Raw genomic sequence first — 19,086 nt, 5'->3', positions numbered from 1 at the left:
GAAGGCTGCGATCTTTTGATCTTGCTTTAACGATCAGTGCGTACGGGCGACCGAAAACTCGCTCAGCTCAACCAGCGCATCGCGATACTCGCTCGGCGGCAGTGCGTCGAGGCATTTGATCGCACGGGCCACGTAATCGCGGGCCAGTTGCGCGGTGTATTCCAGCGAGCCCGAGGCCTCCACGGCTTCGCGGATGCTCTCCAGGTCTTCGATGCCGCCTTTCTGGATAGCCTTGCGCACCAAGGCAGCCTGTTCCGGCGTGCCTTCGCGCATGGTGTAGATCAGCGGCAGGGTCGGCTTGCCTTCGGCCAGATCGTCACCGACGTTCTTGCCCAGGGTTTCCGCGTCGCCTTTGTAATCCAGCAGGTCGTCGACCAGTTGGAAAGCCACACCCAGGTGATCGCCGAACATGCGCAGTGCTTCGCTCTGTTCAGGCGTTGCGCCGGCCAGGGCCGCGGCGCTGTGGGTCGAGGCTTCGAAGAGCATCGCGGTCTTGCCGCGGATGACTTCCATGTAGGTTTCTTCAGTGGTGCTGGCGTCACGGACCTTCGACAGCTGCAACACTTCGCCTTCGGCGATGATGCGCGTGGCTTGCGAAAGGATTTTCATCACCGGCATGGAGCCCAGTTCGACCATCATTTCGAAGGAGCGCGAATACAGGAAGTCGCCCACCAGCACGCTCGGCGCATTGCCCCACATGGCGTTGGCGGTCGAGCGGCCACGGCGCATGCCGGACATGTCGACTACGTCGTCATGCAACAGGGTCGCGGTGTGCAGGAATTCGATGGTCGCGGCCAAAAGTCGCAGGTCATCGCCTTCACGTCCCAGTGCTTTGCCGGACAGCAGCACCAATAAAGGACGCAGGCGTTTGCCGCCGGCCGAAGTAATGTAGTCGCCGATTTTAGATACCAGCGGCACTCGGGAAGTCAGCTGCTTCTTGATGATGCCGTCGACGGCGCTAAAATCGTCCGCGACCGCGCGGTAGAAAGCTTGGGGTTGCATCAGCGACAGTCGCTCCAGAAGGGTTGCGCGGCATGCTAGGACCCACGTCCTGGCCTGTCAAGGCGCGATGGACGGCCCCTTGCAAGGCGCTCGTGCCTTGCGTACAATCGCGCACCCTGAACTTCCTGGGCAGCACCTGCCTTACGCAATTGCAAGCGGGCCTTCCAGCCCCATGCAGCCATGCCAGCCAATACCTCTTCTTATAAAGAGCTGGGTGAGCAGGATTATCGGAGAAATACCATGTCTTATGCAGTAATCGTTACTGGCGGCAAGCAGTACAAAGTCGCCCCAGGTGAATACCTGAAGATCGAAAAACTGGAAATCGCTACCGGCGAATCCGTTACCTTTGATCGCGTTCTGTTGGTTGCCAATGGCGACGACGTGAATATCGGCGCTCCAGTTGTTGCTGGCGCTACCGTTGTGGCTGAAGTGATCTCCCAAGGTCGTCACGATAAAGTCCGCATCATCAAGTTCCGTCGCCGTAAGCACCACATGAAGCGTATGGGCCACCGCCAGTGGTACACCGAGATCAAAATCACCGGTATTCAGGCTTAATTTCAGCCTAATTCCTCACTAGGAGAATTGAACTCATGGCACACAAAAAAGCTGGTGGTAGTACCCGTAACGGTCGCGACTCAGAAGCCAAACGCCTTGGCGTGAAGATGTATGGCGGCCAGGCTATCAAAGCGGGCAACATCATCGTGCGTCAGCGCGGCACCCAATTCCACGCTGGCTACGGCGTTGGTATGGGTAAAGATCACACCCTCTTCGCTAAAGTCGAAGGCGTGATCAAGTTCGAAGTAAAAGGCGCCTTCGGTCGTCGTTACGTGAGCGTAATCGCCGCTTAATTGCGCGATCGCTGGAAAAGCCCTGTCTCGCGACGGGGCTTTTTCGTTTGTGGGGTGAGTCTCTTGCAAAACTGTTTGTATGGGCTGTCGGCGCGCTGGACTGTGCGGTCGTTGATTGAGGTCGCTGCGCTCATTTTTGCAAGAGTCTTATGTCTTAGTGTTTTTCGGCTCGTCCGTATGGCGAGAGGCGTGTTGTTATGAAGTTTGTTGATGAAGTATCGATCCGAGTAAAGGCTGGCGACGGTGGCAATGGCGCCATGAGTTTCCGTCGGGAAAAATTTATCGAAAACGGTGGCCCGAACGGCGGTGATGGTGGTGATGGCGGCTCGGTCTACATGATCGCCGACGAAAACCTCAACACCCTGGTCGACTATCGTTATACCCGGCACTTCGATGCCGAGCGTGGCGCCAACGGCGGCAGCACTGACTGCACCGGCAAGAAGGGTGAAGAGCTTGTGCTGCGCGTTCCGGTCGGCACCACGGTGATCGACTCCGCCACTCAGGAAGTGATCGGCGACCTGACCAAGGCTGGCCAGAAGTTGCTGGTCGCTCACGGTGGCTGGCACGGTCTGGGCAACACCCGTTTCAAATCCAGTACCAACCGTGCGCCACGCCAGACCACGCCGGGCAAGCCGGGCGAGCAGCGTGACCTCAAGCTGGAAATGAAAGTGCTGGCGGACGTCGGTTTGCTGGGCTTGCCGAACGCCGGTAAAAGTACCTTTATCCGTTCGGTATCGGCCGCCAAGCCGAAAGTCGCCGACTACCCGTTCACCACCTTGGTGCCAAACCTGGGTGTGGTCAGCGTTGATCGCTGGAAGAGCTTCGTGGTCGCGGACATTCCGGGGCTGATTGAAGGTGCTTCCGACGGCGCGGGCCTGGGCATTCGCTTCCTCAAGCACTTGTCGCGTACCCGTCTGTTGCTGCACCTCGTCGACATGGCGCCGCTGGACGACACCAGTGCTCCGGACGCTGCCGAAGTCATCGTCAACGAGCTGACCAAGTTCAGCCCATCCCTGGCTGAGCGTGATCGCTGGTTGATCCTGAACAAGTGCGACCAGATCCTCGACGAAGAGCACGATGCTCGCGTCAAGGAAATCGTTGATCGCTTGGAATGGACTGGTCCGGTCTATGTGATCTCGGCGATTGCCAAGCAGAACACCGAGCGCTTGTGCCACGACATCATGCGTTACCTGGAAGATCGTGCCGATCGCCTGGCCAACGACCCTGCCTACAAGGAAGAGCTGGCCGATCTCGATCAGCGCATCGAAGACGAAGCTCGCGCCCAGTTGCAGGCGCTGGATGATCAGCGTGCCCTGCGTCGCAGCGGCGTGAAGTCGGTCCATGACATCGGTGACGACGATTGGGACGAAGAAGATGTGGATGACGAGGACGGTCCGGAAATCATTTACGTGCGTGACTGATTCGTTGCGATAAACTTAAGCGCCGCTCAATCGAGCGGCGTTTTAGTATCTGGAAATCGATCGTTGGTCACGAATAACCACGAATAATGTCACGGGCAGTGCCAGGTCGCGCTGCCCTCAAGCTAAGGTTGAAGATGATGCGGAGCAAGGTGACAGGTGCGCAGCGATGGGTCGTGAAAATCGGCAGCGCTTTGCTGACGGCGGACGGCAAAGGCCTGGATCGCGCGGCAATGGGTGTCTGGGTTGAACAGATGGTGGCCCTGCATGAGGCGGGCGTTGAGCTGGTGCTGGTGTCCTCCGGGGCGGTGGCTGCCGGCATGAGCCGTCTGGGCTGGACCTCGCGACCCAGTGCGATGCACGAGCTTCAGGCTGCCGCTGCAATCGGTCAGATGGGCTTGGTGCAAGCCTGGGAATCGAGCTTCGCCGAGCATGGCCGGCACACGGCGCAGATTCTCCTGACCCACGACGACCTGTCCGACCGCAAGCGCTACCTGAACGCCCGCAGTACCTTGCGCGCGTTGGTCGAGCTGAAAGTCATCCCGGTGATCAACGAGAACGACACCGTTGTCACCGACGAAATTCGTTTCGGCGACAACGATACGTTGGCGGCGCTGGTGGCCAACCTGGTTGAGGCGGATTTGCTGGTGATCCTGACGGATCGCGACGGCATGTTCGACGCCGATCCGCGCAGCAATCCTGATGCCCAGCTGATTTACGAAGCGCGCGCCGATGATCCGGCGCTTGATGCGGTGGCGGGTGGTACCGGTGGGGCGCTTGGGCGTGGCGGTATGCAGACCAAGTTGCGCGCTGCGCGGCTGGCGGCCCGTTCCGGTGCACATACCATCATCGTTGGCGGTCGCCTTGAGCGTGTGCTGGATCGCCTCAAGGTGGGCGAGCGCATCGGCACCTTGCTTTCGCCTGAGCGCGGCATGCTGGCGGCGCGCAAGCAGTGGTTGGCTGGTCATCTGCAAACCCGAGGCACGCTGGTGCTGGATGCGGGCGCGGTGGCGGCGCTGTCCCAAGGCAACAAGAGTTTGTTGCCGGTCGGGGTCAAGCTGGTGCAGGGCAGCTTCCGCCGCGGCGAAATGGTGGTGTGCGTGGCGCCGGACGGACGTGAGATCGCCCGTGGCCTGGCCAACTACAGTGCGCTGGAAGCACAAAAAATCATCGGTCAGTCGTCTGAGGCGATTGTCGGGTTGTTGGGGTATATGGCGGAACCGGAACTGGTTCACCGCGATAACCTGATTCTGGTCTGAAGGAATACCTGAATGCGTTTGGCAAAAGGATTGTTGGGGTTAGTGCTGGCGATGCCGCTGCTGGCTTCCGCCGAGGAGATTGGCCAGGTGTCGACGGTGTTCAAGTTCGTCGGGCCGAACGACCGGATCGTGGTCGAGGCGTTTGATGATCCGAAGGTCGAAGGTGTGACCTGCTACCTGTCTCGCGCCAAAACCGGTGGCGTGAAGGGTGGGTTGGGTCTGGCCGAGGATCGTGCCGAAGCTTCCATCGCTTGTCGTCAGGTCGGCCCCATCAGCTTCAAGGGTGAGCTGAAGGATGGCGATGAGGTGTTCAAGGAGCGTACGTCGCTGGTCTTCAAGACCATGCAGGTGGTGCGCTTCCTCGACAAGAAGCGCAATACGTTGGTGTATCTGGTCTACAGCGATCGCTTGATCGAAGGCAGCCCGCAGAATGCGGTGACGGCAATTCCGATTTTGCCGTGGGCGCACGCCCAATAACCTGACGCAAGACAAACTGTGGGGCGAGCCTGCTCGCGATAGCGGGTATCCAGCCAGTACAAATGCTGAATGTTAATCCGTCATCGCGAGCAGGCTCACTCCCACATTTTTTTGCGTTGAATTCACTAAATCGCAAGCAATAAAAAACCGACCCTGAGGTCGGTTTTTTAATGAACGAGTCGCTTAGGCAGCAGCGGCAACGTTCAGGGCCTTTACGTGGCCATTCAGGCGGCTCTTATGGCGAGCAGCCTTGTTCTTGTGGATGATGCCTTTATCGGCCATACGGTCGATAACTGGCACAGCCAGAACGTAAGCAGCTTGTGCTTTAGCAGCGTCTTTTGCGTCGATGGCCTTAACTACGTTTTTGATGTAGGTACGGACCATGGAACGCAGGCTGGCGTTGTGGCTGCGACGCTTCTCAGCCTGTTTTGCACGTTTTTTGGCGGAAGGTGAGTTGGCCACCGTCGAGCTCCTCGAAAGACTTTTTAGGAAATAGCAAACAAAATAGGCCGCGAATCATGCCGATGAGTTGAAGTCTTGTCAAGGGCGCTTGAAACGTTCCGCTAAGTGGTAGGCGTGGTGCGACGGGATATTTCTTTCCGGCGTGTGACCTGTAAACTCGCGAGCTTTGGCTCTGTGCTGTTGCGGCGCGGAGTATCGCACAAGTAGGCGCATTGTTCGCCTGCTGTTTATCGACAGGCACAAACTCTTTCAATGAATCTGCTTAAATCGTTGGCCGCCGTCAGCTCTATCACGATGCTTTCCCGGATTCTGGGGTTTGTTCGTGACACCCTCATTGCGCGTACATTTGGCGCGGGAATGGCGACTGACGCCTTCTTTATCGCCTTTAAGTTGCCCAATCTGCTGCGCCGGATCTTCGCTGAAGGGGCATTTTCCCAAGCCTTCGTGCCGATTCTTGCGGAATACAAAAGCCAGCAGGGCGAAGAGGCGACGCGCACGTTCATTGCCTACGTCTCGGGTTTGTTGACGCTGGTACTGGCGCTGGTCACGGCGCTGGGCATGCTTGCCGCACCGTGGGTGATCTGGGTGACGGCGCCGGGCTTCACCGATACCCCGGAAAAATTCGAGCTCACGTCCGATCTATTGCGGGTGACCTTTCCTTACATATTGCTGATTTCCCTGTCGTCATTGGCGGGCGCGATCCTCAATACCTGGAACCGTTTTTCGGTACCGGCGTTCGTGCCGACCCTGCTCAACGTCAGCATGATCATCTTTGCGCTGTTCCTGACGCCGTACTTCGATCCACCGGTGATGGCGCTGGGCTGGGCCGTATTGGTAGGCGGCCTGGCGCAATTGCTTTATCAGCTGCCGCACCTGAAAAAGATCGGCATGCTGGTGCTGCCGCGCCTGAATTTGCGCGATACCGGCGTCTGGCGGGTCATGAAACAGATGCTGCCAGCGATCCTCGGGGTCTCGGTGAGTCAGATCTCGTTGATCATCAACACCATTTTCGCCTCGTTCCTGGTCGCGGGTTCCGTGTCGTGGATGTACTACGCCGACCGCTTGATGGAGCTGCCGTCCGGCGTTCTGGGCGTGGCGTTGGGCACGATTCTGCTACCGACCCTTGCCAAAACCTATGCCAGCAAGGATCGCCAAGAGTACTCGCGCATCCTCGATTGGGGTCTGCGCCTATGCTTCGTGCTGGTACTGCCTTGCGCCCTGGCGCTGGGGATTCTCGCCGAGCCGCTGACGGTTTCGCTGTTCCAGTACGGTCAGTTCGATGCGCATGATGCGGCCATGACCCAGCGCGCGTTGATCGCGTACTCGGTCGGTTTGCTCGGGATTATCGTGATTAAAGTGCTGGCACCTGGCTTTTATGCGCAACAAAACATCCGCACGCCGGTAAAAATCGCAATATTCACCCTGGTCGTTACTCAGTTGTTCAACCTGGTGCTGATCGGCCCGCTGGCCCACGCCGGGCTCGCGCTCGCCATCAGTGCCGGGGCCTGCCTCAATGCGGGCCTGCTCTTCTATCAACTGCGCAAACAGCAGATGTACCAGCCGCAACCGGGTTGGGCGAAGTTCGGCTTCAAGCTGGTAATCGCGGTGACGGTAATGTCCGCCGTGTTGCTGGCGGGCATGCATTTCATGCCGGCCTGGGGCGAGGGACAGATGCTTGAGCGTTTCCTGCGCCTGGGCGCCTTGGTGGTTGCCGGTGTGGTGGCGTATTTCGGCATGTTAATGTTGATGGGCTTCCGCCTGCGCGACTTCAATCGCAAAGCGTTGGGCTGAGGATAAAACCTCCATAAATACGGGCGAGCCGGCATTTTTGTCGGCTCGATCACTTTGGGTTACGGTGTTGCCTGTCGTCGGCCGCCGGGTGTGGTTATAATCGACCACTTTATGAGCAAGAAGCGCGTTATGCAGCTGGTTCGAGGCCTCCACAATCTGCGCCCCCAGCATCGGGGCTGTGTCGCCACTATTGGCAACTTTGACGGTGTACACCGTGGCCACCAGGCTATCCTGGCGCGGCTGCGTGAGCGTGCGCTGGAGTTGGGCGTGCCCAGCTGCGTGGTGATTTTCGAGCCGCAGCCACGGGAGTTTTTCGCTCCGGACACGGCGCCGGCCCGTCTGGCCCGCCTGCGGGATAAACTGCAGCTATTGGCTGCCGAAGGCGTCGACCGGGTCTTGTGCCTGGCATTCAACCAGCGTCTGAGCAAGCTCAGCGCCAGCGAATTCGTCGATACCATTCTGGTCGACGGCCTCGGTGTGCAGCACCTTGAAGTCGGTGACGACTTCCGTTTCGGCTGTGACCGGGTAGGGGATTTCGATTTCCTGCAACAGGCCGGCGTGATGCAGGGTTTTACCGTCGAAGCGGCGCAGACCGTCGAGCTCGACGGCATTCGCGTCAGCAGCACTCAGGTACGTAATGCCTTGGCCGCCGCTGATTTCGCACTGGCCGAACGCCTGCTCGGTCGCCCGTACCGGATTGCCGGTCGCGTGCTGCACGGCCAGAAACTGGCGCGTCAGTTGGGTACACCCACTGCCAACATTCAACTCAAGCGCCGTCGCGTGCCGTTCACCGGGGTTTACCTGGTCAGCGTCGACCTCGACGGCAAGACCTGGCCGGGCGTCGCCAATATCGGCGTGCGGCCCACGGTCCAAGGGGATGGCAAAGCCCACCTCGAAGTCCATCTTTTAGATTTTGCCGGCGATCTGTATGACCGGCGTATGACGGTGGTTTTCCACCAAAAGCTGCGTGAAGAGCAGCGTTTCGCCTCTCTGGAGGCGCTTAAGACGGCGATCAATGCGGATGTCGCCGCCGCCCGTGCCCTGTCGCACCTAGCGCCAATCGCTAATGAAGAGCCTTAAATGACCGACTATAAAGCCACGCTAAACCTTCCGGACACCGCCTTCCCAATGAAGGCCGGCCTGCCACAGCGCGAACCGCAGATTCTGCAGCGCTGGGACAGTATTGGCCTGTACGGAAAGTTGCGCGAGATTGGCAAGGATCGTCCGAAGTTCGTCCTGCACGACGGCCCTCCGTACGCCAACGGCACGATCCACATCGGTCACGCACTGAACAAGATTCTCAAGGACATGATCATCCGTTCGAAGACCCTTTCGGGCTTCGACGCGCCTTATATTCCGGGCTGGGATTGCCATGGTCTGCCGATCGAGCACAAAGTCGAAGTGACCCACGGCAAGAACCTGGGCGCCGACAAGACCCGCGAACTGTGCCGGGCCTACGCCACCGAGCAGATCGAAGGCCAGAAGTCCGAGTTCATCCGTCTGGGTGTGCTGGGCGACTTCGCCAACCCGTACAAGACCATGGATTTCAAGAACGAGGCCGGTGAAATCCGCGCCTTGGCTGAAATCGTCAAGGGCGGTTTCGTGTTCAAGGGCCTGAAGCCTGTGAACTGGTGCTTCGACTGCGGTTCGGCCCTGGCTGAAGCGGAAGTCGAGTACGAGAACAAGAAGTCCTCGACCATCGACGTGGCGTTCCCGATTGCCGATGAAGCCAAACTGGCTGCCGCTTTCGGTCTGTCGTCGCTGGCCAAGCCTGCTTCGATCGTGATCTGGACCACCACCCCGTGGACCATCCCGGCCAACCAGGCGCTGAACGTTCACCCGGAATTCAACTACGCACTGGTCGATGTCGGCGACAAGCTGCTGGTTTTGGCTGAAGAACTGGTCGAAGCCTGCCTGGCTCGTTACAACCTCGAAGGTTCGGTCATCGCGACCACCACCGGTAAAGAGCTGGAGCTGATCAACTTCCGTCACCCGTTCTACGACCGTCTGTCGCCAGTTTACCTGGCCGATTACGTTGAGCTGGGCGCTGGCACCGGTGTGGTTCACTCCGCGCCGGCCTACGGCGTGGACGACTTCGTGACCTGCAAGAAGTACGGCATGGTCAACGACGACATCCTCAACCCGGTACAAAGCAACGGCGTGTACGTGCCGTCGCTGGAATTCTTCGGCGGCCAGTTCATCTGGAAGGCCAACCCGGCCATCGTCGACAAGCTGACCGAAGTCGGTGCGCTGCTGCACACCACCATCATCGAACACAGCTACATGCACTGCTGGCGCCACAAGACCCCGCTGATCTACCGCGCCACCGCGCAGTGGTTCATCGGCATGGACAAAGAGCCAACCAGCGGCGACACCCTGCGTGTGCGCTCGCTCAAAGCCATTGAAGACACCAAGTTCGTCCCGGCCTGGGGCCAGGCGCGCCTGCACTCGATGATCGCCAACCGTCCGGACTGGTGCATCTCCCGTCAGCGCAACTGGGGCGTGCCGATCCCGTTCTTCCTGAACAAGGAAAGCGGCGAACTGCACCCACGCACCGTCGAGCTGATGGAAGAAGTGGCCAAGCGCGTTGAAGGCGAGGGCATCGAAGCCTGGTTCAAGCTGGACGCCGCCGAGTTGCTGGGCGATGAAGCCCCGCTGTACGACAAGATCAGCGACACCCTCGACGTCTGGTTCGACTCGGGCACCACGCACTGGCACGTCCTGCGCGGTTCGCACCCGATGGGCCACGAAACCGGCCCACGCGCCGACCTGTACCTGGAAGGCTCGGACCAACACCGTGGCTGGTTCCACTCGTCGCTGCTGACCGGTTGCGCCATCGACAACCACGCGCCGTACCGCGAGCTGCTGACCCACGGCTTCACTGTCGACGAGTCCGGCCGCAAGATGTCCAAGTCCCTGGGCAACGTGATTGCGCCTCAGAAAGTCAACGACACCCTGGGCGCCGACATCATGCGTCTGTGGGTCGCTTCGACCGACTATTCGGGTGAAATGGCGGTTTCCGAGCAGATCCTGCAACGCAGTGCGGACGCCTACCGGCGTATCCGTAACACCGCGCGTTTCCTGCTTTCCAACCTGACCGGTTTCAATCCGGCTACGGACCTGCTGCCGGCCGAAGAAATGCTCGCGCTGGACCGTTGGGCCGTGGACCGTACCCTGTTGCTGCAACGCGAGTTGCAAGAACACTACGGCGAATACCGCTTCTGGAACGTTTACTCGAAGATCCACAACTTCTGCGTGCAGGAGTTGGGTGGTTTCTACCTCGACATCATCAAGGACCGCCAGTACACCACCGGCGCCGACAGCAAGGCCCGTCGTTCGTGCCAGACCGCGCTGTTCCACATCTCCGAAGCGCTGGTGCGCTGGATCGCTCCGATCCTGGCGTTCACCGCCGACGAACTGTGGCAGTACCTGCCGGGCGAGCGTAACGAGTCCGTCATGCTCAACACCTGGTACGAAGGCCTGACCGCACTGCCGGAAGGCTTCGAGCTGGATCGTGCGTACTGGGACCGGATCATGGCCGTGAAGGTCGCGGTCAACAAGGAAATGGAAATCCAGCGCGCGGCCAAGGCCGTCGGTGGCAACCTGCAAGCCGAAGTGACGCTGTTCGCCGAAGACGCCTTGAGCGCCGATCTGGCCAAGCTGAGCAACGAATTGCGCTTTGTGCTGATCACGTCGACCGCCAGCGTTGCGCCGTTCGTGCAGGCTCCGGCCGATGCCGTGGTCACTGAAGTCAGCGGCCTGAAGCTGAAGATCGTCAAGTCTGCCTTCGCCAAGTGCGCCCGTTGCTGGCACTGCCGTGAAGACGTCGGCGTGAACCCGGAGCATCCGGAAATCTGCGGCCGTTGCGTCGACAACATCAGCGGCGCTGGCGAGGTTCGTCACTATGCCTAATGCCGTTGGTCGCTTCGGGCGACTGAGCTGGCTCTGGTTGAGTTTGCTGGTCCTGGTCATCGACCAGGCCAGCAAGTACTACTTCGAGGGCAAGCTCGAGATGTATCAGCAGATCGTGGTGATCCCTGACTACTTTAGCTGGACCCTGGCCTACAACACTGGTGCGGCATTCAGCTTCCTGGCTGACAGCTCCGGTTGGCAGCGCTGGTTGTTTGCCCTGATCGCCATTGTGGTCAGTGCGGTGCTGGTGGTCTGGCTCAAACGCCTGGGTCGCAACGAAACCTGGCTGGCGGTTGCGCTGGCACTGGTACTCGGCGGCGCGCTGGGCAACCTGTATGACCGCATTGCCCTGGGCCATGTGATCGATTTCATTCTGGTGCACTGGCAGAACCGCCATCACTTCCCGGCGTTCAATTTTGCCGACAGTGCGATCACTGTTGGTGCGGTGATGCTGGCACTGGACATGTTCAAAAGTAAAAAGACCGGAGAAGCCGTTCATGACTGAACAGGTATTGGCTGAGCAACGCATCGGCCAGAACACGGAAGTCACCTTGCATTTCGCATTGCGCCTGGAGAACGGCGACACAGTGGACAGCACTTTCGACAAAGCCCCGGCGACCTTCAAGGTCGGTGACGGCAACCTGTTGCCAGGTTTCGAAGCGGCGCTGTTCGGTTTCAAGGCCGGTGACAAGCGCACACTGAACATCGAGCCGGAAAACGCTTTCGGCCAGCCAAACCCGCAAAACGTGCAGATCATCCCGCGTTCGCAGTTCCAGGACATGGACCTGTCGCCGGGTTTGCTGGTGATCTTCAACGATGCGGCCAATACTGAATTGCCGGGTGTGGTGAAAGAGTTCGATGACGCGCAAGTGACCATCGACTTCAACCATCCGCTGGCAGGCAAGACACTGACCTTTGACGTGGAAATCATTTCCGTCAAAGCGCTGTAACTGACTGTACACAGTCAACTGTAGGAGCATAGCTTGCTCGCGATGGCGTAATCTCAGTCGACATCAATGTTGACTGACCCCCCGCTATCGCGAGCAAGCTTTGCTCCTACAGGGTTGTAACGATCTAATTTCTGGCGCAAGACACGAGGCACAGCATGCAAATCAAACTCGCCAACCCCCGTGGCTTCTGCGCCGGTGTGGACCGGGCGATCGAAATCGTCAACCGCGCCCTGGAAGTCTTCGGGCCGCCGATCTATGTGCGCCATGAAGTGGTGCACAACAAATTCGTCGTCGAAGACCTGCGCAATCGTGGCGCGATCTTCGTCGAGGAACTGGATCAGGTACCGGACGACGTGATCGTGATCTTCAGCGCCCACGGTGTTTCCCAGGCTGTGCGCACCGAAGCCGCCGGCCGTGGCCTGAAAGTGTTCGATGCCACTTGCCCGCTGGTGACCAAGGTGCACATCGAAGTCGCACGCTACAGCCGCGACGGTCGTGAATGCATCCTCATCGGCCACGCCGGGCACCCGGAAGTCGAAGGCACCATGGGCCAGTACGATGCCAGCAATGGCGGTGCGATCTACCTCGTCGAAGACGAGAAAGACGTCGCCGAACTGCAAGTGAACAACCCCGAAAAACTGGCGTTCGTGACCCAGACCACGTTGTCCATGGACGATACCAGTCGCGTCATCGACGCCCTGCGTACGCGTTTCCCGGCCATCGGCGGTCCACGCAAGGACGACATCTGCTACGCTACGCAAAACCGTCAGGATGCCGTCAAGCAACTGGCTGATGAATGCGATGTGGTGCTGGTGGTCGGCAGCCCGAACAGCTCCAACTCCAATCGCCTGCGGGAACTCGCCGAGCGCATGGCGACTCCGGCGTACCTGATCGACGGTGCCGAAGATCTGCAAAAGAGCTGGTTCGACGGTGTCGAGCGCATCGGCATTACCGCTGGCGCTTCTGCACCGGAAGTTCTGGTGCGGGGGGTGATCCAGCAGTTGCAGGCCTGGGGCGCTACCGGTGCCGATGAATTGGCCGGTCGCGAGGAGAACATCACCTTCTCCATGCCTAAAGAACTGCGCGTGCGTTCCCTGCTTTAAGTTTTTTCCCTTCTGCGCACAATGCCTGCTCAGCCTTTGCGCTACGCAGGCTGACGCGACCGGTCGGGGCCAGCACCACTTGGTACTGGCTCACCGGTTCGTGAGTCGCGCAAATGTGTAATGTCCCTGCCTGAAACTCGCCCCTGGCGAACTGTGGTTCACCCAGATCGCTGAAGCGCACGAATTTGCTCACGGGTCGATTGCCGACAATCGGCACCCGAGTGCCGCTCTGGCGTTCGACCAGCAGCGGGTTGCTGGCGTCGTGCTGCCCCTTGCCGCTGATATCCAGAATGATCCGCCAACCCTGGCCCCAGTCGCCATTGATGGCGTGGATCATCACATTCTGATGGCGTGCTATGGCCTCACTCCTGGCCGTGCGGATGCCGCTGTAAAGCGACTGTGCCGCCTGCTCGCGATGGTTCGATTCAGTGACCGCTGCAAATGCCGGACTGACCAAATGCAGAACAATCCCGACAATCGTCAGTCCCATAAGCAGTTCGATCAGGCTGAAGCCTCGCTGATCCATGTCATTTCCCTCCCTGGAGTGATGCGGGCCGTGCGATCCATGCACGGGTAATGGCAATTCAACCGGGTCTTGGCGGTCGAATGTTCTAGCGTGTAAGCAGGTATAGCCGACGGCAACGGAGGGCACCGATGGAACATCGTTCAAAAGGTTTCACGCTGGTCGAGTTGCTGATCGCGCTCGGGATCTTTCTGGTGCTGATCACTCTGGCTGTTCCGGCGTTTACCCGTTCGGCGCAAACGACAAGGGCCGATACCGAAATCGGCGACCTGCAACGTGGTTTGAATTTCGCCCGTCTTGAGGCTATCGATCGTGGCGTGACGACCCGGCTTCGACCCACGGCGGGCGGCAGCGTCTGGACCGGGGAGTTGACGGTCTATGACAGTACTGGCACTCCGGCCAATGTATTGCGGGTTGTTCCAGCGATGAGCAGCGGTGCGACTCTGACGCTAACCTCAGGAGTGACCGCCATCGATTTCAATAATCTGGGCGGGCTGTCGTCACCGTCCACAGCGGTGGCAATCAACTATGTGCTGGGCACGCAAAGCAGGACGCTGAATGTGTGTTTGAACGGACGAATTCAATTGGGTGGAAGTTGCGGATGAGGTCATGGAGCAAGCATGCACAGGATGGCATGACGTTGATCGAAGTGTTGGTGGCGTTGTTGATTCTGAGCGTAGGGCTGTTGGGTGCGGCGGCGTTCCAACTCAATGCGCTGAAGTACACCGACAGTGCGCGCATGACCAGCCAGGCCAGTTTTATCGCCTACGACATGATGGACCGCATTCGTGCCAATTCAGCCGCCGACTACACCGTGACGCCGCCGACCTCGGGCAATCTGAGCATCGCCCGGGACCAGGACCTCTACGACTTCACCAGCAATATCATCAATTTCGGTGGACCCACCGCCACCGGCAGCATCGCGCTCAATCAACGGGTTTACACCATCACCATCACATGGGATGACTCCCGGGCCGCCAACAGCGCCAATTCCCGTCGCAGCTTCGTCCTCACCAGTCGCGCGACCGTCGACCCGGTATCGACGCCATGAACCGCTTGCATAGAGGGTTCGGCCTGATCGAGCTGCTGATCGCCCTGGCCTTGAGTCTGATCGTGGTGCTGGGCGTGGTGCAGGTTTTCATTGCCGCGAAAAATACCTACGTCAGCCAGAACGCCGCGGCGGTCATGCAGGAAGACGCGCGATTCGTGCTGAGCAAAATGATTCAGGAAATCCGCATGGTCGGTATGTTCGGTTGTTTGGGGACGATCACTGATGCCAGTACGGCGGGTGATTTCAATGCAGCTCAAGTCACGCCGATCAGTTGGGATAACGCAAATCTCAAGCTGACGCTGGTGACTGCGGATGTGGGAAGCAGCGGCGGCACGCCGACGTGGACAGTGATTTCAGACTGTCGAAACAGTGCGACGGCTTACTCCGACTCACGTACGCCTGCGTCAGGCCAACTGGCGTTTCCGATCCGGCGCTTGATCTACAGCCTGAAGAACGGCCAGTTGACGATGGGTATCGGCAGAGGCACGCCGGCCCAGCAAGTACTGGTGGATAACGTCAGTGCCTTCAATGTCAGCTTCGGCCTTGCCAGCTCCGCCGCCGATTCGGCCGCCTCCAGTTATAGCAGTAATCCCTCTGATCCGGCACGCATCCGCAGCGTGCGTTTGAGCCTAACTCTCACCGATCCGAACAATCGGGTGAGCAATCAAACCTTCAATGTGGTTGCCGCTTTGCGCAACCGCCTGCCATGAGGGGAGGGCCGATGAAATTTTCTCCCGTCACTGGTCATGGCCAGCGTGGCATGGCGCTGCTGGTCAGCCTGGTGTTCCTGTTGCTGCTGACGCTGATTGGCCTTTCATCGATGCAGAACGCCACCCTGCAGGAAAAAATGGCCGGCAGTGTGAGCTTGCGCAATCAGTCGTTCCAGGGCGCCGAAGCGGCGTTGCGCGTCGGTGAAAGTGCGGTGCAACTCGACAGCTATTCATTGGCGGTGTGCAACGGCACCAGCCAGTGTGCGCCGCCGGCCGAGTCGTCGACGGTCAAGGTCGCCGGGTTCAATTCCACTTCTGGAGTGACCTGGATCGCTTCCGGCAGCGGTTTTTATGGTGTGCAAAATATTGGCACCACACTGACGGCGGTGAACGTTCCAAGCAATACGTCGGCCACGTTGTACCGGGTGACCGCAGTGGGCATCGCGGGTAACTCGCGCAGTGTGGTGGAGAGTGTTTATGCGAAGTACTGAAACGCGCGCGCGCCTCTGGAAGATGTTTTGTGGTGCTGTTTTGGGGCTGTATCTGGGGGCGCCGGCCTACGCCTTTACGCCTTCGGACTCGCCGTTGTTGAGTGCCGCCGCAGTCGCACCGAACGTGATGTTGATGATCGACAATTCGGGGAGCATGAATAACATCATCTGGGCGCCGGGTTTCGATCCGACGGTCAACCGGGCGCAGATTGCGGTGTGCAGTTCCAATTTTTCATGTGTCGGCGGCGAGAATCTGAACATGAGTGACGCCAATATTTCTTTGTCGAGCCTGAACCGGGGCGGGTGTTCGACCAACGGTAATTGGTACGGTTTTTATCGCGGCTTTCTTGGACTGACACCGATTTGCCTGAAACTGCCCGACCCGGTGGGCAATGAAAACACGCGATACTCCGCTAACTACCTTGCTTATCTCTTGGCGCTTGCTAATGGTTCGAATCGGGACTTCACCTCGGGCGCCAATGCCATACCTGACGACTACCGGATGGATGTGGCTCGGGATGTTTCCAGAAGTCTGGTCTTCAGTAATCGCACGCTGCGCATCGGTCTTGCGACCTTCAATCTGCCCACCAGTAACAACCTTGGCAGTGGTGGTTACATTGCCAGGGCGATCGGTGATTTGTCGGTAGATGCCAACTACAACGCATTGATCAACTCGATCAATGGCTTGAGCGCTGTCGCTAGTACTCCATTGGCGAAGACATATTACGAAGTGACCCGTTACATGCGTGGCATGGCGCCGTTCTACAACACTGCACCTACCACTTACACCAGCCCGATCCAGTATCGCTGCCAGAAAAACTACGGGGTAGTGGTCACTGACGGTTTACCCACGTTCGACCGGACTTTCCCAAGCGATGATCCCCAGGCCTCCACCAAAGGAGGTCCTCGACTACCCAATTGGGACAGTGTTAACAACGATGGAAATGCTCCGGAAAAAGGGGACGAAGAAGGCGATGCACTTTATCTGGATGACATCGCCAAATTCGCCTTCGACATCGATATGCGCTCGACCGGCACCGACCTTGCGGGCAAAAGCTGGGATGCCGCCGATTTTCCGAAGCAGAACATGAACACCTACACCGTGGGTTTTACCGCGGCGAACCAGATGCTGTCGGACGCCGCGAGTTACGGTCAGGGCAAGTACTACCAGGCCACCGACAGCGCCGGGTTGAACGCCGCGTTGTCTTCGGCTCTGAGTGAAATCACGTCCAAGGCAGGTTCCGGCGGCAGCGGCACCACAAGCGGAACGATTCTCGCCAGCGGCACCAGTTACTTCCAGACCAGTTACGACCCCAAGGACTGGCGGGGCACGATCAAGTCCTATGGTTTCTCCCCGAGCGGCGCGGTTAATACCAGTGCAGTGCTGTGGACCACTGACACGGCCATAGTGCCCGCAGCCACTGCACCGACCTATCAGTCCTGGAACAACCAAACCAACACGGCAGTGACCTTGGCCTACGCCAACTTTTCCACAGCCCAGCAAACCATTCTCAATCAAGGACTGCCTACAGGCATCACCGGCAGCGATCTGGTGGAGTGGAGCAAGGGCACCAACAAAACCGGTCTGAAAGTGCGCAGTGTGCTGCTGGGGGACATCATCAACTCTCCGTTGGCTTTGGCTTCACCTACGGATAAAACCGCCTCTGATCTTTCCGGCGACACCACCTACAGCACCTATCTGGCAACCAAGTCGGCCAACATGAGCGCCAGCCTGGTGGTCAACGCCAACGACGGTTTTGTAAACGTCATCAACTCGGCAAACGGCACCCGGCGCTATGCCTATATGCCGTCCAGCGTGTTGCCATCTTTGCGCTATATCGCCGATACCACGTACATCAACGGCGTCAGCCACAAGTTTTTGGTGGACGGACAGGTCGGCGTGTTCGATGCCCAACTCAACAGTGCCTGGAAAACCCTCGCGCTCGGCGGAACCGGGGCGGGCGGGCGAACCTTCTATGCGTTGCAGCTGTTCGACGCTTCGGCCGGTAACGTGACCAAGGCGTTGTGGGAAATCAGTGCACCTGCCACTGCCAGCACGGCAAACGCTTTCAATGATCTGGGTTATGCCTATGCGCGTCCGGAAGTGGCACGCTTGGCCGATGGTCGATGGGCCGCGTTCATTTCCAATGGCTACGGCAGCAACTCCGGCGTGGCGGCGTTGTATGTGGTGGATATTCGCGATGGCTCGCTGATCAAGAAAATCGTCGTCGACAGCACTGAGACCACTAACGGTTTGTCTTCGGTAAAGCTCAAGGTCAACTCGCAGAACGTGGTGCAGGCCGCGTATGGCGGTGACTTGAAGGGGCGGCTGTGGAAATTTGATCTAAGCGGCACTACCTCGGATAGCTGGGGCGTGGCGTTTTCCGGCAAGCCGTTGTTTACCGCTGCGGGAGGCGCGACCCAGCCGATCACCGCGCAGCCCTTGCTTGCGGACAATTCCCTGGGCGGCAAAGTGGTATTTTTTGGCACCGGGAAATTCAACGAAACGGCGGACAAGACCAACAAGGATTTGCAGGCGTTCTATGCGGTGTGGGACGCGGACGGCGGTTCCGGGCAAATCACCACGTCGAGTTTGCAGGCTCAGGCTGTGACGGGTGTGTTCTCGGGGAGCTCCGGCCAGTTCATCACCACCAGCCAGAACGAGGTGACCTATCCGGCGGAAAAGGGTTGGTACTTGCCGTTGGTTTACAACAACGCGCTGACGGGCGAGCGGGTGATCAATCAGGCCAATCTGGTGCTCGGGCGGATCATCTTCACCACGGCCAGCGTCGACACCACGGACCCTTGCGCAAGTTTTGGCACAGGCAAACTGGTCGAACTCGATGCGTTCAGCGGTAAGATGCTCAACTACGCGGTGCTCGACACCAATGGCGACGGCATGGTCGACAGCACCGACACGGTGTCCAGCGGCGTGATTTTTACCGGCGGCATCCCGACGTTGAATGGCGTCGTCAATGGCGCGACCCGCAAGGTCGTGAACGATTCCAGTGGCGGCATCACCACGCTGGTGGAAAAATCCGGCGGCGGCAGCCGTCGCATCATGTGGCGACAAATACAGTAAGTGAGAG

The 19,086-nt window shown here is 58.9% G+C and carries 19 protein-coding genes; 16 read left to right on the top strand and 3 right to left on the bottom strand.

The annotated features are described in order from the left end of the window. Nucleotides 1-33 precede the first annotated feature (33 nt). Nucleotides 34-1,002 (bottom strand): polyprenyl synthetase family protein, encoded by a 969-nt coding sequence (locus tag V6Z53_RS28955; RefSeq protein ID WP_150701501.1) that lies wholly within the window; start codon nucleotides 1,000-1,002, stop codon nucleotides 34-36. 240 nt (nucleotides 1,003-1,242) lie between these two features. On the opposite strand from V6Z53_RS28955, the gene rplU reads away from it, so the two are divergent. The 5 genes from rplU to V6Z53_RS28930 all read left to right on the top strand — a co-directional run bounded on the left by rplU (nucleotide 1,243) and on the right by V6Z53_RS28930 (nucleotide 5,004). Next, nucleotides 1,243-1,557, top strand: coding sequence for a 50S ribosomal protein L21 (gene rplU, locus V6Z53_RS28950; protein ID WP_003176051.1), 315 nt, complete (start codon nucleotides 1,243-1,245; stop codon nucleotides 1,555-1,557). 35 nt (nucleotides 1,558-1,592) lie between these two features. Next, entirely contained in the window at nucleotides 1,593-1,850 is a 258-nt protein-coding gene (gene rpmA / locus V6Z53_RS28945; protein ID WP_003205738.1) for a 50S ribosomal protein L27, read from the top strand. A gap of 197 nt (nucleotides 1,851-2,047) precedes the next feature. Next, entirely contained in the window at nucleotides 2,048-3,271 is a 1,224-nt protein-coding gene (gene cgtA, locus V6Z53_RS28940; RefSeq protein ID WP_338583148.1) for an Obg family GTPase CgtA, read from the top strand. A gap of 137 nt (nucleotides 3,272-3,408) precedes the next feature. Further along, nucleotides 3,409-4,527 carry a glutamate 5-kinase gene (gene proB, locus V6Z53_RS28935; RefSeq protein WP_338586587.1) on the top strand — a complete coding sequence of 373 codons (1,119 nt, stop codon included), beginning with the start codon at nucleotides 3,409-3,411 and terminating at the stop codon, nucleotides 4,525-4,527. A gap of 12 nt (nucleotides 4,528-4,539) precedes the next feature. Then, nucleotides 4,540-5,004 carry a CreA family protein gene (locus tag V6Z53_RS28930; RefSeq protein WP_338583146.1) on the top strand — a complete coding sequence of 155 codons (465 nt, stop codon included), beginning with the start codon at nucleotides 4,540-4,542 and terminating at the stop codon, nucleotides 5,002-5,004. A 183-nt stretch (nucleotides 5,005-5,187) separates the two neighbouring features. Here the strand turns inward: V6Z53_RS28930 and rpsT are convergent, their stop codons facing one another. Continuing rightward, nucleotides 5,188-5,466 carry a 30S ribosomal protein S20 gene (gene rpsT / locus V6Z53_RS28925; protein WP_007970922.1) on the bottom strand — a complete coding sequence of 93 codons (279 nt, stop codon included), beginning with the start codon at nucleotides 5,464-5,466 and terminating at the stop codon, nucleotides 5,188-5,190. 252 nt (nucleotides 5,467-5,718) lie between these two features. Between rpsT and murJ the strand changes: the two genes are divergently transcribed. The 6 genes from murJ to ispH all read left to right on the top strand — a co-directional run bounded on the left by murJ (nucleotide 5,719) and on the right by ispH (nucleotide 13,222). Next, a complete protein-coding gene (gene murJ / locus V6Z53_RS28920; RefSeq protein ID WP_338583143.1) occupies nucleotides 5,719-7,257 on the top strand; it encodes a murein biosynthesis integral membrane protein MurJ in 1,539 nt (512 codons plus the stop codon). 129 nt (nucleotides 7,258-7,386) lie between these two features. After that, nucleotides 7,387-8,337: a bifunctional riboflavin kinase/FAD synthetase gene (gene ribF / locus V6Z53_RS28915; RefSeq protein WP_008058292.1), complete on the top strand. Its 951-nt coding sequence runs from the start codon at nucleotides 7,387-7,389 to the stop codon at nucleotides 8,335-8,337. Then, nucleotides 8,338-11,169 carry an isoleucine--tRNA ligase gene (ileS, locus tag V6Z53_RS28910; RefSeq protein ID WP_338583140.1) on the top strand — a complete coding sequence of 944 codons (2,832 nt, stop codon included), beginning with the start codon at nucleotides 8,338-8,340 and terminating at the stop codon, nucleotides 11,167-11,169. It begins immediately after the preceding gene. Continuing rightward, on the top strand, nucleotides 11,162-11,674 hold the full coding sequence (gene lspA, locus V6Z53_RS28905; RefSeq protein ID WP_338583139.1) for a signal peptidase II: 513 nt from the start codon (nucleotides 11,162-11,164) through the stop codon (nucleotides 11,672-11,674). The genes ileS and lspA overlap by 8 nt, the downstream gene beginning before the upstream one ends. Before the next feature lie 7 nt (nucleotides 11,675-11,681). Next, nucleotides 11,682-12,119, top strand: coding sequence for an FKBP-type peptidyl-prolyl cis-trans isomerase (gene fkpB / locus V6Z53_RS28900; protein ID WP_178081412.1), 438 nt, complete (start codon nucleotides 11,682-11,684; stop codon nucleotides 12,117-12,119). A 155-nt stretch (nucleotides 12,120-12,274) separates the two neighbouring features. Then, nucleotides 12,275-13,222, top strand: a complete 948-nt coding sequence (gene ispH, locus V6Z53_RS28895) for a 4-hydroxy-3-methylbut-2-enyl diphosphate reductase (protein WP_095196614.1) — start codon at nucleotides 12,275-12,277, stop codon at nucleotides 13,220-13,222. Here the strand turns inward: ispH and V6Z53_RS28890 are convergent. Further along, nucleotides 13,191-13,748 carry a GspH/FimT family pseudopilin gene (locus tag V6Z53_RS28890; protein WP_338583138.1) on the bottom strand — a complete coding sequence of 186 codons (558 nt, stop codon included), beginning with the start codon at nucleotides 13,746-13,748 and terminating at the stop codon, nucleotides 13,191-13,193. The genes ispH and V6Z53_RS28890 overlap by 32 nt on opposite strands. Before the next feature lie 128 nt (nucleotides 13,749-13,876). Between V6Z53_RS28890 and V6Z53_RS28885 the strand changes: the two genes are divergently transcribed. The 5 genes from V6Z53_RS28885 to V6Z53_RS28865 are packed head-to-tail and all read left to right on the top strand — an operon-like array spanning nucleotide 13,877 to nucleotide 19,079. Continuing rightward, nucleotides 13,877-14,350, top strand: a complete 474-nt coding sequence (locus V6Z53_RS28885) for a GspH/FimT family pseudopilin (protein WP_338583137.1) — start codon at nucleotides 13,877-13,879, stop codon at nucleotides 14,348-14,350. Further along, nucleotides 14,347-14,796: a type IV pilus modification protein PilV gene (pilV, locus tag V6Z53_RS28880; protein ID WP_338583136.1), complete on the top strand. Its 450-nt coding sequence runs from the start codon at nucleotides 14,347-14,349 to the stop codon at nucleotides 14,794-14,796. The genes V6Z53_RS28885 and pilV overlap by 4 nt, the downstream gene beginning before the upstream one ends. Next, nucleotides 14,793-15,506 carry a prepilin-type N-terminal cleavage/methylation domain-containing protein gene (locus V6Z53_RS28875; protein ID WP_338583135.1) on the top strand — a complete coding sequence of 238 codons (714 nt, stop codon included), beginning with the start codon at nucleotides 14,793-14,795 and terminating at the stop codon, nucleotides 15,504-15,506. The genes pilV and V6Z53_RS28875 overlap by 4 nt, the downstream gene beginning before the upstream one ends. Before the next feature lie 11 nt (nucleotides 15,507-15,517). After that, complete coding sequence (locus V6Z53_RS28870; RefSeq protein WP_338583134.1) at nucleotides 15,518-15,997, top strand: PilX N-terminal domain-containing pilus assembly protein; 480 nt, start codon at nucleotides 15,518-15,520, stop codon at nucleotides 15,995-15,997. Next, on the top strand, nucleotides 15,984-19,079 hold the full coding sequence (locus V6Z53_RS28865; RefSeq protein ID WP_338583133.1) for a PilC/PilY family type IV pilus protein: 3,096 nt from the start codon (nucleotides 15,984-15,986) through the stop codon (nucleotides 19,077-19,079). Before V6Z53_RS28870 ends, V6Z53_RS28865 begins: the two co-directional genes overlap by 14 nt. Nucleotides 19,080-19,086 lie beyond the last annotated feature (7 nt).

It is taken from the genome of Pseudomonas sp. MAG733B (assembly GCF_036884845.1).
In the GTDB taxonomy this organism is placed as follows: Bacteria; Pseudomonadota; Gammaproteobacteria; order Pseudomonadales; family Pseudomonadaceae; genus Aquipseudomonas.
The sequence above is the reverse complement of the archived record's forward strand: the minus strand, read 5'-3'. Positions and strand labels throughout refer to the sequence as shown.